Below are 16,241 nucleotides of genomic sequence, written 5' to 3' on the forward strand. Positions count from 1 at the left end.
GGTCATAGGAAGGCAGAATCAACAGCACGACGAAAGGATTCGAATAGAGGAATGTTTTTCCTAGCTCTGTTTTTTATAGCAAACCAATGATGCTCAATTTTGTTGAAATCTGGAGAATACGGCGGCAGATACAAAATTTCTGCACCAACTCCTCTAGCAAGCTCGATAATCTTACCAGACTTATGAAAAGTAGCATTGTCAAGAATGACAGTCTGTCCAGGTTCCAAGATCGGTGTCAAAAATTGCTCAAACCATCCATTAAAAACATCCATATTACAGTGGCCTTCAAAGGTTAATGGAGCAACTATCTTTCTTCTACTTAAGGCTGCAACCATACTGATTCGTTGAGTTTTCTTTCCAGATTTTAGGCCATAAAACCGCTGTCCTTTCTGGCAATACCCATATGGATAGTCCTCTGTGTTATCAATGCCAGACTCATCTATATAAACTAAGTTTTCTGGTTCTTTTGTTGCTATAATTTTTAAGAATTCAGCACGTTTTTCTTCGTTTCTTTCCTTGTATCCATATGTCTTTTTTTGCGCGTAAATCCAATTTTTCTGAGAGCTCGGTGGATCGTTTGGATACTAACGTTGCCCCAAAGTTTAGCCATTTCCGACAGAGTCTTTCCTCCGTTTTCTCTGGCAAATTTAGCAAAGGCATCCCAGTCGGTGATTTTGTGATTGTAACCTCCATTTCCAAGTTTTTTTGATTGAAAGTCTCCTGTTTCTTTTCTTCTTTGCTGCCACTCCCATAAAGTAGTTCGTCCAATTTTAAATCTTGCTGCCACTGTTTCTCTGCTTCCTCCCTCCTCTAGCGCTTCCATTGCTTTTTTCCTTAAGTCATAACTATATGCTGCTGGCACTCAACCTCCTTATCATCGTCTATCCTTATCTTATCACATCCGGACTTCTATGAAAAGAGCTATAAAGTATCGATATACTGACATTCTTATCTCCAAATCATGAATATGTAACCTAGCCTAATATAATTAAGAAATAGTTTATAACAAATACGTTTTAAGGTACCTGCCTGTAACACTTTCTGGAATTTTTGCCACTTCTTCTGGAGTTCCAGTAGCAATCACTTCTCCGCCTTTTATTCCGCCCTCTGGTCCGATGTCTATTATATAATCTGCAGTTTTTATAACGTGCAAATTGTGCTCGATAACTATAACAGTGTTTCCCAGATCGACTAATCTATGGAGTATTTTTAGTAAGTTATTTATATCTTCAAAGTGTAATCCAGTTGTTGGCTCATCAAGAATATACAATGTTCTTCCGGTAAATCGTTTTGATAGCTCTTTGGACAGCTTTATTCGTTGTGCTTCACCCCCAGACAACGTTGTTGACGACTGTCCGAGTTTTATATAGCCAAGCCCCACTTCCTGCAAAGAAACCAACTTTTCTTTTACCATTGGAAGGTTTTCAAAAAAATCACAAGCTTGATCTATCGTCATATCAAGCACATCAGAGATTGATTTTTCTTTATAAGTAACTTCCAATGTTTCCCGATTATACCTTCGCCCTTTACATTGCTCACACTTCACATAAACGTCCGGTAGAAAATGCATCTCTATCTTTAAGTGCCCATCACCTTTACAAGCCTCACACCTTCCCCCTCTAGTATTAAATGAAAACCGGCCTATATTATATCCCCTTGCTTTTGACTCCGAAAGACCTGCAAACCAATTTCTTATATGAGTAAACATACCGACATATGTTGCTGGATTTGACGCAGGAGTTCTACCAATTGGCGACTGATCAACTTCTATAACTTTATCTATATATTCAAGGCCTTCTATCTTATCGCATTGGCCATACCTTGCAGACGAATGATGTATCTTATGTGCTGAATATTTATATAACGTTTCTATGACTAAACTTGATTTTCCCCCTCCTGATATTCCAGTAACACAAATAAGATTCCCTATAGGAAATTTAACGTTCACATTTTTTAAGTTATTTTCACATGCATTTATTACTTTTATGAACTGAGTTGCTTGCTTTCTTCTCCTTGGAATTAAAATTTTTTTCTCTCCACTCAAATATTGCCCTGTTATGCTCCCTGAATTTCTTTGCACCTGGTCTGGTGTTCCTTCTGCAACAACTTTTCCACCATTTACACCAGCTCCAGGACCAATATCAATCGCATAATCAGCAGCCATTATTGTATCTTCATCATGCTCAACAACGATTACAGTGTTACCCATGTCTCTCAAGTTTTTCAGTGTAGCAATTAACCGATCATTATCGCATTGATGAAGGCCTATCGAGGGTTCATCAAGCACGTACAGCACTCCTGTTAAACCAGAGCCAATTTGTGAAGCAAGTCTGATCCTCTGACTCTCACCGCCAGAGAGAGTGCTAGATTCTCGATCAAGCGTTAGGTAATTCAACCCTACATTCTTTAAAAATGCTAGCCTCTTGATTATTTCATTTAATATTTTACTTGAGATTTGCTTCTGTTGTTCTGTGAGCTTGTCTGGCAAATTTTCAAACCATTCAAGGGATTCATCGATGCTGAGCCTTGATATTTCACCTATATGTTTGCTATCAATTTTCACTGTAAGTGCTTCTTTTCTCAATCTATAGCCAGTACATTCTTTACAATAAGTAACAGAGCAATATCGCTCAACAAGCGTTTCATCATAATCCATCTGGTTCTCCAAGATACTGATCAAACCTTGAAATTTATTAGAGCCAAAGAGTATCATATCTTTTACTTCTTGATCTATGTTCTTCCACGGAATATCAAGGTTAAATTTGTAGTTTTCAGCCAGTGATAGAATTGCACTTTTTAGAAATCCATAACCTGTGTTCACTTGACGGAACATTGATCCCACTGGCTTTAAAGCACCCTCAGATATTGAAAGAGTTTCATCTGGTACTATTAGCTTTACATCAACACTTAGCTTTTTACCAAGCCCATTACACGCACCACATGCACCGTAAGGGCTGTTAAAAGAAAATAATCTTGGTTCTATTTCCTCAAGAGTGAAACCAGACTCGGGGCATGCAAAATTCTCTGAAAAAGTCAGAATTTGACCATTTTTATACTCGGAATTATGGTTGTCAGGTAGGTTTACTATTTCTACATACATTAGACCATTACCAAGTTTTAGTGCGGATTCTATACTACTTGGCAGTCGATTTCCTATATCGCCCAATATTGATATTCTATCTGCAACCACAAAAACGTCGTGTTTCTTGTCCTTATCGAGTTTAGGCAAGTCATCTACATTGTACACTTCACCATCTATTTTGAACCTTACGTAACCTTGTCTTTTAATTTCCAATATCTCTTTAAGATGTTCTCCCTTTCTACCACGCACAACAGGGGCAAGTATATATATCTTAGTTTCTAAAGGTAACGCAATTATAGTATCTACAATTTGAGACACCGTTTGTTTTGTTATTGGTAATCCAGTTGCAGGTGAATAAGGAACTCCTATTCGTGCATATACTAAGCGCAAGTAATCGTAAATTTCGGTAACAGTTCCAACTGTTGACCTTGGATTTTTTGAGATCGATTTCTGGTTGATAGATATTGCAGGAGAGAGACCTGTAATCGACTCAACATCTGGTTTATCCTGAATGTTGAGAAATTGACGCGCGTAAGCTGACAGGCTTTCAACGTACCGGCGTTGGCCTTCCGCATAAATTGTATCAAAAGCGAGGCTAGACTTGCCAGAACCACTTAGCCCAGTTATAACAACTAGCTTATTTTTCGGTATATTGACATCTACACCTTGAAGATTATGTTCCCTTGCACCCTTAACTCTGATAAAATCGTCCATATTATACCATATAGCGTATTTTAACCATTATAGCCTCAAAATACGTGAATTTATAGTGATATATTGATTTTCTATTGATTTTTTCAACTATTACGGAAAATTAGGCAGTGTTTGATAAATCGTCATTCCGCTACTTGTTAGCAGAATCTATCCGCAGCGGTATGACGGTTAAGTAGGCCAGTGCCCCTATGATGTCATCCCAGTGCCCAGACACTGGGATCCAGGATTTTGATTAGCACTAAGTTGGTGAGCATATAAAGTGTTATGTTAAAATATAACGTTTTTACGGAAAGTCTGGATCCCAGTGTCAAGCACTGGGATGACACCCCCCTGATAGGCTCAAATCACAATGTTTGTACAGTTGTGGGTTTAGGCTACCTATAAATTCTAAACTGTTGTTACGCACCAAATACACCCCCAGGACCCAAAGTCAGTTTAGCTATATCAGAAAACAGGTTATGTGGAAATCTTAAAATGCTTCTTGTTCGCCAAGCAAAATAAATACATTCCTACAAACAAACAGATGCTCAACACTGACACATAAGAAAACTTAAAAATTAAATCTCTAATATATATTGATAAGCATTTACCTGCAGAAAATTTGTATAGTAATCCAACACATACAACGGCACTATCAACCACTGATGCTATAATTAAAGTAATGAAATTTGCCATATGAAAATTCAACTTGGACCTCAATTTTTCAAAAATAATTATGCTTGAGAGAAGAGAGACTAAAATTGCAGTATATGAAATCAATATCATCAAACTAAAACTTTGCAATTTAAAAACACAACATAGCACTGTACACACTATTAAACTGTACTTAGCTTTACTTTTGCCATAAAATTCAACCATTGAATTTATAACTAAAGCAGCTCCCACAAATAAGGCAGCACATATCATCAATTTATTTGAAGTGTTGAGTAAAGAAAGACTGATAAACAGGAGTATCGATAAAATAGACATAATTACCTACCCAAAATTAATAACATACATTCATTCTAAATAAACATTACATATAGTAAAAGAGTTACTTAGCATAATAAGAAAAATATTTTATATTAGCATGCCACATCTTTCAGATCTACTTTTAAAACATCCTTTGTGTTTAGCACCTTTTTCTCTGTTACTTTGCCAATACATGAATAAACTGCACCTTCAAACAATTCTTCAAACCTCTTCTGATTTTGTGGGGCAATAGTAACCAAAATTCTACTTTGCGATTCAGAAAACATTATTATCTTGTTTATTATGTCTGTATTTTGTATTTTTCCTATTGGCACTAGTGAAAGATCGATTTCAGCACCAAGGTCTCCTGCAATTAGCGATTTTGCCAGAGCAATAACTAATCCGCCTAAGTTTGGTGCAATTGCAGAGGCAATTATGCCATCTTTTATTGCCTGGTTGTAACGCTCATACAACTTCCTAGCGCTCTTTGCATCAACTTTTGGTACATTGTTATTATCTATTCCACTGTATAATTGATATTCAGATCTACCAAGTTCATCGAGTGTTTCTCCAAGCACGTATATTAAGTCCCCCGGCATTTTCACATCAAGCGATACCGCATTTTCAATATTTTCTATAACTCCAATTGCTGAAATGAGTAATGAAGGTGGTGCAGAGATCATCACTTTCTCGCCATTTTCGTCATATCCCTTAAAGTCGTTAAACATACTATCTTTTCCGGATATAAATGGTGTTTTAAATGCAGTTGCAAAGTTGTAACAAGCCTCTGCAGCTCTCTTTAGTTGCCACAACCTTTCTGGATTATAAGCATCACACCAACAAAAATTGTCGAGCAACGCTAGATGATTTATATTTCCTCCTGCAGCTACGTAGTTGCGTATGGCAGTGTCAATCGCACATGCTGCCATATGGTAAGTGTCAATTTCTCCATAACTTGAGCCAAACCCCTGTGATTTCACAACACCTTTATTTGAAGAAAGGATTGGCCTTGAGACAACAGCTTCACTGCACACTCTTCCCTTGCCCTGCAGTGGTTTCAGCACTGACGACCCTTGAACTTCATGGTCATATTGCACCACTATGAACTCTTTACTGCGTATGTTTGGTCTGCTCAGCATTTCTTTTAGTTCAGTTTCTTGGCTTGATGTCATGCAAGTAGCTGACATGCAAAGGGTGTCATTCCAGTGCTTGACACTGGAATCCATTTCACATTCAATTCCACCATTAGATGAGTTTTGGCGTAAAATGTTTGCAGGCTTTACCTGCTGGATCCCAGTGTCAAGCACTGGGATGACAGGAAAGGATACAGCAGACTCCTTAGACCACGGCTTTGTCTGTAAATGCATTTTAGGATTACCATCATGCAGAAATTCAGTTCCGATATCCATTATTACTTTCCCTTTAGGACATTTAACAACAGCTTTACCACTCTCATTGAACTCTCCAATCACACAAACCTCCACATCATGTTTTTTCATGATTTGCTTAAACATAGGGAGATTTTCTTCTGGCACTGCTAAGGTCATTCTCTCTTGTGATTCTGATATCCATATTTCCCACGGAGCCATACCATCGTTTTTAAGGAGAACCCTGCTCAAATCAACTTCAAATCCATCTTTTCCCATTTCACCAATAGACGATGATAGACCGCCTGCTCCGTTATCCGTTATTGCATTATAAAGACCAAGATCTCTTGCTTCCAAGGCGGCATTGGATAATTTTTTTTGTGTTATAGGGTCACCAATTTGCACAATTGTTGAAGGGCTGTTTTCCGACAAAGCCTCTGAGGAAAACGTTGCACCGTGAATTCCGTCCCTTCCAACTCTTCCACCAATAATTACGATTTTATCGCCGTTTTTAGGCCCTTTGATGTGTGAAGGTACATTATTTATACTGCGCGGAATAATTCCGACACTGCCAACAAAGACCAGCGGCTTTCCACAAAATCTATCGTCGCAATATACCGATCCAAGTTGTGTTGGAATACCAGAGCAATTACCAGCAACATTAACACCGTGAATCACTTCTTTCATTATATATTTTGGCGGTAAGATCTCATCAGTGCGCTCTTTATCCCTATAAAATTTGCCTTTTGCTTCTTTGGCAAAGCAAAAGTAATAGGTATTCATTATAGGCTCTGCGCCTTTCCCGAAACCCACTATATCACGATTAACTCCAAGCACTCCGGTCATTGCTCCACCAAATGGATCAAGAGCTGAAGGGCTATTGTGAGTTTCAACTTTATCGACAATCAAGTAATCATCATCAAAAATTATTCCTCCGGCATTGTCGGAGAAAACTGACACACATATGTCAGAATTTATCTCACGCGTTGCACGCTTAATATAATGTGCGTATAGGCCATCTTTTATTTCATCAATAGGAGAGCAAAAGATATTGTGCTTACAATGTTCAGACCAAGTTTGTGCTAGGGACTCAAGTTCAATATCATATGGATTTCTATTAAGTTTTTTAAAGTAATCCTTTATAGCTTTCATTGCTGCCAGCGAGAGCCCTAAAGTGCCATTACCATCGATTCCATCTCTGCTGATTTTTTCAAGCTCTTGGTCACTTACATTTAGGTTAACAGGCTTAGCATCCTTTTTCACGGACTGATACTGAGTAAACTTTTTATATTTACCGTAATGCCTCCAATAGCAATTGCCGTTTTCTTTATAAACAAGCGTGCAATACTCAGTGATAGGGTTGAATTCTTGCTTTATATAATCTTCGGTTGGCATGCTTCCTTTACCCAAAATCAATTTTGAACTTCTTGCTTTTATATGAACATCCTCATCGATATAGCCTTTGTTTATTAAATACTCTCTAACAATTTGTTTCGCTGTGTTGCCTACATTGTCGGTCATGCCAGGTAAAAAGCTTATCTCCAAGCCCCACTTTGCTTGTGGTTCTATGAAGTCATATTGAACTTCTTCAAGGTTTTCGTTGTAGGAATAATAACGGCAATCTTGTATGACTTTATTATAAAATAGCCCACAAATTTCTTCATATAATTTTGGTGGTAATTCTTTGTGTATATAAATCGAGTAAACGTTAACTAACCATCTGCGGCCAACTTGCTCACATTTATTTAAAACTTCTATTCTGATGTTTGTCATGTAATGTTATAAAAGATTTTAATATATAATAGCATACAAGCACGTTTATATTTTGAATAATTTCTATACAATAAAATATTGTATTAATTGTTACTGTTAGTGGGAAGAGTTTTTACCGTTAATGTGGATGAATCCCTTTTTGATGTGCTGGTTCAGCACATATTTTCTGAATATGAAAGAGAAAAAATTCCTGAAGTAAAGATCATACTTCCTTGCAAGAGGGATGTGATAGCGCTGCTGAGTGCATTCAAGAATCATAACGCTAAAAAATGCATAATTTTGCCAGAGATAGTTTCGCTAGAGAACATCGATGAGGAGGATTTAATATTAAATCTTGATAGAGTTAAAGTTATCAAGCCAACAAAAAGGACACTGCTACTCATTCAATTCATATTGGAGTGGAATAGAAAAAATAATGATAATTTTCCAATTGATTTAGCTTATAGCCTGCCATCACTGCTTGATAAAATTCAGTATACCCAAATGGCAGAGTCCGATGAACATTCAAAAAAAATAGAAAGTTTCATAAATTTACTTATTGAAACATGGAGTAAAATTTTAAAAGATTTAGGAGTAGTGGATATATTAGAACATAAGAGTGATTACATAAACAATATGATAACCTCTTTACAAAAAGACCAACATATAATCTTTGTTGGAATTGGAAAGGATAAGTCGTTAATTAAGGCTATATATGATCTGCCATTTGGAAAAATAATTTTGCCTAACCTGAATTTGAAAATTAAAGAAAAAGACTGGAAATTGCTTGATAAAAAACACTATCAATATTGTCTGAAAGATCTGCTCGATTATTTAAAAGTGGATAGAAGGGATGTGAGTTTTCTGCCAGAAGCGTGTTCTGGTGTCATCCGAGTAGCTCGACACTGGGATCCAGAAAACTTAACTTTAAATGAGCGCACCAGGTGGCTGTACAATAGAAACTGGATTCCAGTGTCAAGCACTGGAATGACACCATCTACTACTCAAATTACCTGCAAATTACAATGTTCGTACACTAAAAATCAGAGGGCTGGGATAACAGGAAGTCCTGAGGAGTATCTAGATTACGTCTTTGATACAACTGCCGATCTAAGCAAAGTTAGTAGTGGACATGTTGGCAATATTGAAGTCATCACTTGTGATTCCAGAGAGGAAGAAGCACAAGTGACATCATTGATTATAGAAAATGAAGGTTATGAAAACGTTTCTTTGGTCGTCTTTGATAAATTACTTGCAACTCGTATAGCATGTTTATCAAGGCAACACAGTGCCATACCGGAAAATTACCCTTATATAACGCTTCTGCTTTATAGTATCGAAGTTTTGACCTCAAATTGGAGCAGTGTGTCATTACTTTCGCTCCTTAAGCATAGGCTAGTGACTTTTGGTTACACTCAAGAAGAGTACACTCGGATTTTATCTGAATTTGAAATAGAGGTATTACGCAACTTTAGTACAAATGGCCTGAGCGATATTATAAATGCTATCAATGCCCATAAAAAGCTAAAATACAAAGAAGATATATTGCTTATTATCAGTAAGTTAGAGATTATATTTAATCCTTTGCTTCGTTCTATAAATTGCTCTATTTTTGATGTGGTAGCAACTCATTTGCAGTGTATTAATATATTATCTGGTATAAATTTTTCAGAGCTAAATAGTGAAATAGGTAATTTTACCTGTAATTTCTCAAATGCATGTGAGGGTGTAGGAATTAAATGCTCCTTAGAGTTATATAGCCAAATTCTGACCTTATTTTTAGAGAAAGAGTTTTTCTCTGTAGCAAGCTACTTGAATAAATTCAGCTTATATCACAACAAAGTTGTAATACTTGCTGGATTTAATGAAGCGCCAAGCTTTCAAAGTCCGCTTTTGAATGCACTTACGAGAGAAAAATTTAACCTTCCTTCCGTGCAAGAAGAGCAGGGGTATTTTTTTTATACTTTACACAATTTGTTTTGTGCAAGTAAGGTTTATATTACAAGATCGCTAAGCCATAGAAAACCAATTCTATTGCAGCGTTTGGAAATTCTACTCAAGGAGGGGAAACAGCCGTATCGTGATTGGCTGAGGATATTAAATACGCCTGAATGTACTGTTCCATGTACTCAGCCTATGCCAAAACCTCAAACCGAAGTTAGAAAAGAAAAAATGCAGGTGATGTCTTGCAGTGCAATAGAAAAGCTAATTCGTAATCCTTATTCATTTTACGTTGAATATATACTGGGTCTTAAACAATTAAGAGACTTGAATTTTAAGCCATCGATATTGGAATTTGGCACTATGGTACACAACATTCTTTCAAGATATTTACGCAACAAAAAATCGCCAATGAGCATTGCACGAGAAGCATTCTCGACTAGTCAGTTTAATTTTTCAAATATGTGGTGGGTAAGACTACAAAAGATAATTCAATCTTTTGTCGAATTTGATGAGACTCGAAGCAACCATATTGAGCTAGAAAAGAGTTTTACCTGTCCGGTATCTCCCGTTTCAGCGCATGACACACAACTGTACGGATGCTGTACAACCTCCACTAAGAAGGGTGTCATCCCAGTGCCCCGACACTGGGATCCAGAAAACTTCAAACAATTGTATAATGGAAACTGGATTCCAGTGTCAAGCACTGGAATGACAAAAGAAACTGCTTGGATGACAAATAGAGATCTTATCCCTCAAGAAATCTTACTGACAGCAAGATGTGATAGAGTTGAGTATCTACCAAGTGGGCAAGTAGCAATTATAGACTATAAACTTGGTTCACCACCTTCCAATGAAGAAGTAATGTCGGGATTTTTTCCGCAATTAATTTTACAAGCCTTAGCGGTAGAACATATAACAAAAAGAGAAGTCTCAGAACTTGCTTATTGGAAACTTGATTATGATAAAATAAAAGTTATTTCTATACAAAATTATAGATACAAAATGCAAGAATTAAAAAATGATCTGCCTGGTTTTTTATCTAATTATTTAAGTAATTCCACACCCTTTATTGCCTCTCCATATTTTGATAAATTCCTGAGATTTAACAGCTATAAACAGCTAGAAAGGGTAGGGGAGTGGTTGTAAAGTGTCATGTAAGTAGCTGACACTGGTTCACTCTATAATGGTATCATCCCAGTGCCCAGATACTGGGATCCAGATTCACCTTATGATGGTGTCATTCCAGTGCCCAGACACTGGAATCCAGCCTTTTCATAATCATCAAAATGTTGTATTTTAACATAAAACGGCTACTTTTATGCTTACCAACTTAATAAAATTCCTGGATCCCAGTGCTTGACACTGGTATCCAGGAAAGTTTGCTTGTGAGCAAGCAAACTAGCACAGAAAGTGGTTACAACATTTTCGATGAGATTATATGGAAAACTGGATCCCAGTGTCACGCACTGGGATGACATCATAGGGGCACTGGAATGACAGCAATCCTGCGTCATACCGTCACGGTATCTCTAGATCCCGCTAACAAGCAGCGGGATGACGATTGTCGTTTAGCCATAAATATTAAGAAATTTACCAAACGAAAAAAAAGGCAAAAGAAGCCCCGTGGTGGTTGGCTATTTACTATGTACTAAAATATCGGCGTTTTTTTTATTCTAAAACGCTTGATTAAGAGCGATTTAGCTGCTTTTAACTTGCAACTAACCTACACCGCAAGTGTTTAAGAAATTTACTAAGCAGGAAAAAAGGCAAAAAAACCCCGTGGTAGCTAGCATTCAAATTCTCCCTTGTCAATTTGACGTTTTTTGCTGTCTTAAACGCTTTGTAAGCGCGTTTCGGCTTATATAGGTAAAAACCTAAAAATTTTTAAAGACATGCGATGCACGTAGTGCGAAAAATTAAACATGAGACGCCAAATACCCTAAGTTTTTTGTCATTAACCTGCACAGATTGCGAAGATAAACAAATAGCTTCAGTTTCATGATAAGGGGGCTGGCGAAAGGTGTCAAGCAAGTTTTTGACGAAATGATTTTGAAAGTAAAGAGCGGGAGAAGGGGTTCGAACCCTCGACCTCAACCTTGGCAAGGTTGCGCTCTACCAACTGAGCTACTCCCGCAATTAAATTAACCTAAATTTACTTAATTATAGGCATATACAGCGATTTGTAAACCCTGTGTACATGAAAAATGTGAGAGCCCATAAGTTTGCGTGGTTCCTTCTATGATCTTTTCGTATACTTAAGGCTCATTTTTGATTATCATAAGTTTTTAATTATTCCACAAAGCTTTATGGGAATATTTTTATATAAAGACGACTTGCCAGCTAGTTCAATACCAGATGATGTAAGGTCTATAGCTGTTGATACCGAGGCAATGGGGCTACTTCATAGCAGAGATAGATTATGCCTTGTGCAGCTCTCTTTTAATGATGGCAACGCTCACTTAGTTCAACTCAAGAACGATTATACAGCGCCAAATTTGAGAAAAATATTAGAGGATAAAAATATAACTAAAATATTTCACTTCGCGCGATTTGATGTAAGCATAATACGTCATTACTTGGAAAATTGGGCACTTCCGTGCTATTGCACAAAGATAGCTTCACGTTTAGTTCGCACTTACACAGATAATCATAGCTTAAAAGAGTTGTGCTTAGAGCTGCTTGATACCAAACTAAATAAGCAGCAGCAATCTTCTGATTGGGGAAATGAAAATTTAACAGACAAACAAAAAAGTTATGCTGCATCTGATGTTTTGTATCTCCATAGGATAAAGGAAAAGCTAGACTTAATGCTGGAGCGTGAAAATAGAAAAGAATTGGCCCAAAAGTGCTTTGAATTTCTTCCTACTCGTATTGAGTTGGACTTAATGGGTTGGGAAAACGCGGATATCTTTAACCACCAGATGTAATCATTTGTGGGAAGTTTTTTGTTTGTGCAAAACACTTTAGGGCAATTTTTCAAGCTCTGCGGTAAGAATTTAGTTGATTAGTTGCTAATTGATGCGCTATATTTTACAAAAATTTAGGTATTTTATGAGTGATGGTATTACATCGGTAAATGATCAAAATTTCAAATCTGAAGTCACTGACTATAAAGGGTTTGTTCTGATAGACTTTTGGGCAGAATGGTGCGGGCCATGTAAAAGTCTAATGCCGCGTATTGAACAGTTGGCTAAAGACAAAAAAGGCAAGATTAAGATCTGCAAGTTCAACATAGATGAAGGGACTGAAGTGCCAAGTAAGTATGGAGTGCAATCTATACCCACTTTAATCATATTTCAAGATGGTAAGGAAATTGCACGTAAAATTGGTGCAACAAATGATTTGCCAAGTTGGGTTGATAGTGAAATAAGCTAATAGACAAATTTGCTTTTGTGTGTATTATAAATATTGATAAAAGGGATTGTAGCTCAGTCGGTTAGAGCAGTTCGCTCATAACGAATTGGTCGTAGGTTCGAGTCCTACCGATCCCACCATTGTATTGATCTTAGCATGATCTTAACAATGAGAAAGCTATAGTATATGAACTATATATTAATGTAATGGGGGAAATGATGGAATTTACTAAGTCTCTAAATAACAAGTTAGATGAATTGCACTTACTAAATCATCCATTCTACCAATCATGGAATACAGGAAGCTTAAGCTTGCAAGCTTTACAAACCTATGCTAAAGAATATTATCACCATGTTGCTGCGTTTCCTCGTTATATCAGTGGTATACATTTTTTGTGCCCAGATCTAAAAATGCGACAGGTTTTGCTTGGTAATTTAATAGAAGAAGAACAAGGTGATGAAAACCATCCAGAATTATGGAAGCGTTTTGCTGAGGGACTGGGAGTAGCAAGGTCTGATCTTCTTGAAGATGCACAGGTTAAGGAGACACAAGAATTAGTTGATGGTTATTTTGACATTGTAAGATCAGATTTTGCTTCCGGTTTGGGTGCACTTTATGCTTATGAACGTCAAACTCCAGAGGTTTCTAAGTCTAAAGTTGAAGGTTTAAAAAAACACTATTCAATAAGTGATGAGCGTTCTCTTCAATTTTTTACGGTTCATATGCATGCTGATGAATGGCATTCTGAGGAGTGTGCAAATCTTATTGAAGATCTAGATGAAGAAGAGCAAGATAAAGTTATGCAGGGTGCTCAAAAGGGAGCAAAGCTCTTGTGGGTTTTTCTTGATGGAATGATGAATGCTAGCGTGTGTTAGTAGTTGTAAGTAGCTTAAGAATTAAAACTCAGTGATGTTGGGATGCAATGTCTGCATGTAATCTCCTTATATCTGACTTACGGCTTTGGGTTCATTTAGGCTATAGTGCAGAAGAGAAGTATCATTCTCAATTAGTTAGTATTGATGTTGATTTTATTTTTAAATCTCCTCCTTTAGGGCTTATGACTGACCGGCTTGAAGATACTGTCTGCTATCTAGAGATAGTACAAAATATTCAATCTCTTGTTCAGAGCAAGCAATTCAATTTAATCGAGCACTTAACCCATGATATATACAGAGCCATTAATAATCTTTTGGTGCAAAAAAAACATACTATTTCTTCCATAAGAGTGACTACTCACAAAGTTGCACCACCCGTTCCTAATGCGCATGGAGGCGTCTTTTTTACCTATTGTAATGCACTGCAAGAACAGGAAGATAACTAATGATCTATATTTCTATTGGCTCAAATATGGGGAATCGCTTTTCCCATTTACAAAAAGCTGCTCAGTTACTAAAGGAGCGCTATTTTAAAAATTTAAAATCTTCAATTATTCTGGAGACTAAGGCTATTTTACCAAATGATGCTCCACCTCAGTGGAATAAGCCATTTCTAAATATGGTTGTGTATGGAAGTTGTTCTTCTTCTCCTGAAGAGCTGTTAAAGGGCCTTAAACAAATTGAATGTGACATTGGCCGCCTGCAGGTCTATGAAAAATGGGCACCTCGCGTTATTGATTTGGATATTTTGTTATGGGATGACCTGACACTTGATACATCCTACCTTAAGATTCCTCACCCAGAATTGATAAACAGACCATTTTTGCTTCACTTGATGGCAATGCTGAGCCCCATGGCAGTAGTTAATAAAACGTTTGGTACTGTTAACCTTAACATTAAGGATTGCTTTTTAAGGAGTTTTACGCTTTCACCAGAGCTTATAGGTATTGTCAATATTACTCCTGATTCATTTTCAGATGGTGGTCTTTATTATGATGCAGATCAAGCAACCAAGCAGGCACTGCGGCTGTTATCAGATGGTGCAAGCATAGTTGAACTTGGTGCTCAATCAACAAGACCTGGCTCCTCAATACAAACTCCAAAAGCAGAATATGCACGCTTAAAACCAGTGCTTGATGATCTTAATCAATATATGAAAGTTGGTGACATTAAAGTCAGCATTGATAGTTTCTGGCCAGATGTTATTTTGAATGTTTTGGAGCACTACAACATTGCCTGGGTAAACGATCAGAAGGGAGATCTAGATGATAATACCTTAAAAGCAATTGCTAGCAGTGGATGTAGCATCGTTATTATGCATTCGCTCTCCATACCACCACATAGAGACAACATTATTCCAGACGACACTGACCCAATTGATATCATAAATAATTGGGCAGAAAGGAACATTAATAGATTACTAGCTCTAGGTTTTGATCAAAGCTCGATCATTATTGATCCTGGTATTGGTTTTGGCAAATCTCTATATCAGAATATCTTGCTTTTACGCAATATAGAAGCATTACAAAGTTTTGGCTGCAAAGTTCTGGTTGGTCATTCTAGAAAGTCATTTATTTCTTCTTTTTCTACAGAACCTGTCTTTAACCGAGATTTAGAAACAATTGCTTTATCATCTGCATTGCACAACAAGGTTGATTTCCTTCGAGTGCATAATGTGCGTGATCACATGCGATTTTTTGTAGCTCAAGCTGCTTTACAGGGATGATAGTTATCGGAATTATGGCTGTTGATCCCAAGGGGGTAATTGGAATAAATAATGGATTGCCCTGGCATTATCCAAGCGAGTTAGATCATTTTCGTCAGGTGACTGACAAACAAGTTATTGTTATGGGAAGAAAAACGTTTGAGATAATACCCCAAAACATATTAAAGGATCGTATCCCTGTTGTTTTTTCTCGTAACAAGTTAAGTTCTTGTTTTAGTAGAGGTATAAAGTGCACTATTATTTCTTCTATGCAAGAGTTTTTGTCAATCCAAAGTAGTTCTAAAGTCTTCATGATTGGTGGAGCACAAATAGCACACCTTTTTTTGGAGTATGATCTAATCTCAGAGTTTATTATGACTGAAATTCACAGACTTTATAAAGGTGATGTATATTTCAACTTAACACTTCTTGATGGATGGAATAAAACTATTCTCACCAAAACGAAAGACTACACTATATGCAGGCTAACACGTTAA

10 protein-coding genes and 2 tRNA genes are annotated in these 16,241 nt (G+C 36.9%); 8 read left to right on the forward strand and 4 right to left on the reverse strand.

Going from position 1 to position 16,241, the window contains the following annotated elements; translation table 11 throughout:
• Positions 1-2: 2 nt before the first annotated feature.
• The 3 genes from ABWU71_RS07145 to ABWU71_RS07155 form a co-directional block, all read right to left on the reverse strand.
• A protein-coding gene (locus ABWU71_RS07145) for an IS630 family transposase (protein ID WP_353284076.1) occupies positions 3-862 on the reverse strand; the annotation gives its coding sequence in 2 pieces (ribosomal slippage) (positions 3-538 and positions 538-862; 861 coding nt in all).
• A 138-nt stretch (positions 863-1,000) separates the two neighbouring features.
• Positions 1,001-3,796: an excinuclease ABC subunit UvrA gene (gene uvrA, locus ABWU71_RS07150; protein WP_353284378.1), complete on the reverse strand. Its 2,796-nt coding sequence runs from the start codon at positions 3,794-3,796 to the stop codon at positions 1,001-1,003.
• 1,064 nt (positions 3,797-4,860) lie between these two features.
• Positions 4,861-7,887: a phosphoribosylformylglycinamidine synthase subunit PurL gene (locus ABWU71_RS07155; protein ID WP_353284379.1), complete on the reverse strand. Its 3,027-nt coding sequence runs from the start codon at positions 7,885-7,887 to the stop codon at positions 4,861-4,863.
• Positions 7,888-7,986: 99 nt separating this feature from the next.
• Here ABWU71_RS07155 and ABWU71_RS07160 point away from each other — a divergent pair, with 99 nt between their 5' ends.
• The gene (locus ABWU71_RS07160; protein WP_353284927.1) at positions 7,987-10,956 is read left to right on the forward strand and encodes a WPE palindromic element domain-containing protein; all 2,970 of its coding nucleotides are present in this window, start codon (positions 7,987-7,989) and stop codon (positions 10,954-10,956) included.
• A gap of 915 nt (positions 10,957-11,871) precedes the next feature.
• Here the strand turns inward: ABWU71_RS07160 and ABWU71_RS07170 are convergent.
• A tRNA-Gly gene (locus tag ABWU71_RS07170) sits at positions 11,872-11,944 on the reverse strand.
• 172 nt (positions 11,945-12,116) lie between these two features.
• Between ABWU71_RS07170 and ABWU71_RS07175 the strand changes: the two genes are divergently transcribed.
• The 7 genes from ABWU71_RS07175 (at position 12,117) to ABWU71_RS07205 (ending at position 16,241) form a co-directional block, all read left to right on the forward strand.
• Positions 12,117-12,737, forward strand: a complete 621-nt coding sequence (locus ABWU71_RS07175; RefSeq protein ID WP_353284380.1) for a ribonuclease D — start codon at positions 12,117-12,119, stop codon at positions 12,735-12,737.
• A 124-nt stretch (positions 12,738-12,861) separates the two neighbouring features.
• Positions 12,862-13,185, forward strand: a complete 324-nt coding sequence (trxA, locus tag ABWU71_RS07180; RefSeq protein WP_353284381.1) for a thioredoxin — start codon at positions 12,862-12,864, stop codon at positions 13,183-13,185.
• A 42-nt stretch (positions 13,186-13,227) separates the two neighbouring features.
• A tRNA-Ile gene (locus ABWU71_RS07185) sits at positions 13,228-13,304 on the forward strand.
• A gap of 78 nt (positions 13,305-13,382) precedes the next feature.
• Positions 13,383-14,039 (forward strand): CADD family putative folate metabolism protein, encoded by a 657-nt coding sequence (locus ABWU71_RS07190; protein ID WP_353284929.1) that lies wholly within the window; start codon positions 13,383-13,385, stop codon positions 14,037-14,039.
• Between the two features lie 47 nt (positions 14,040-14,086).
• On the forward strand, positions 14,087-14,485 hold the full coding sequence (locus ABWU71_RS07195; protein WP_064125106.1) for a dihydroneopterin aldolase: 399 nt from the start codon (positions 14,087-14,089) through the stop codon (positions 14,483-14,485).
• Positions 14,485-15,765 (forward strand): dihydropteroate synthase, encoded by a 1,281-nt coding sequence (gene folP / locus ABWU71_RS07200; protein ID WP_353284382.1) that lies wholly within the window; start codon positions 14,485-14,487, stop codon positions 15,763-15,765. Before ABWU71_RS07195 ends, folP begins: the two co-directional genes overlap by 1 nt.
• Positions 15,762-16,241 (forward strand): dihydrofolate reductase, encoded by a 480-nt coding sequence (locus ABWU71_RS07205; RefSeq protein WP_353284383.1) that lies wholly within the window; start codon positions 15,762-15,764, stop codon positions 16,239-16,241. Before folP ends, ABWU71_RS07205 begins: the two co-directional genes overlap by 4 nt.

The sequence above is a fragment of the Wolbachia endosymbiont (group A) of Lasioglossum fulvicorne genome (assembly GCF_964028605.1).
Taxonomy (GTDB): domain Bacteria; phylum Pseudomonadota; class Alphaproteobacteria; order Rickettsiales; family Anaplasmataceae; genus Wolbachia.

What these genes read in the sequence shown, in the direction of transcription:
- uvrA (WP_353284378.1), bottom strand. Translation starts at nt 3,796, where the DNA reads ATGGACGATTTTATCAGAGTTAAGGGTGCAAGGGAACATAATCTTCAA.
- ABWU71_RS07155 (WP_353284379.1), bottom strand. Translation starts at nt 7,887, where the DNA reads ATGACAAACATCAGAATAGAAGTTTTAAATAAATGTGAGCAAGTTGGC.
- ABWU71_RS07175 (WP_353284380.1), top strand. Translation starts at nt 12,117, where the DNA reads ATGGGAATATTTTTATATAAAGACGACTTGCCAGCTAGTTCAATACCA.
- trxA (WP_353284381.1), top strand. Translation starts at nt 12,862, where the DNA reads ATGAGTGATGGTATTACATCGGTAAATGATCAAAATTTCAAATCTGAA.
- ABWU71_RS07190 (WP_353284929.1), top strand. Translation starts at nt 13,383, where the DNA reads ATGGAATTTACTAAGTCTCTAAATAACAAGTTAGATGAATTGCACTTA.
- ABWU71_RS07195 (WP_064125106.1), top strand. Translation starts at nt 14,087, where the DNA reads ATGTCTGCATGTAATCTCCTTATATCTGACTTACGGCTTTGGGTTCAT.
- folP (WP_353284382.1), top strand. Translation starts at nt 14,485, where the DNA reads ATGATCTATATTTCTATTGGCTCAAATATGGGGAATCGCTTTTCCCAT.
- ABWU71_RS07205 (WP_353284383.1), top strand. Translation starts at nt 15,762, where the DNA reads ATGATAGTTATCGGAATTATGGCTGTTGATCCCAAGGGGGTAATTGGA.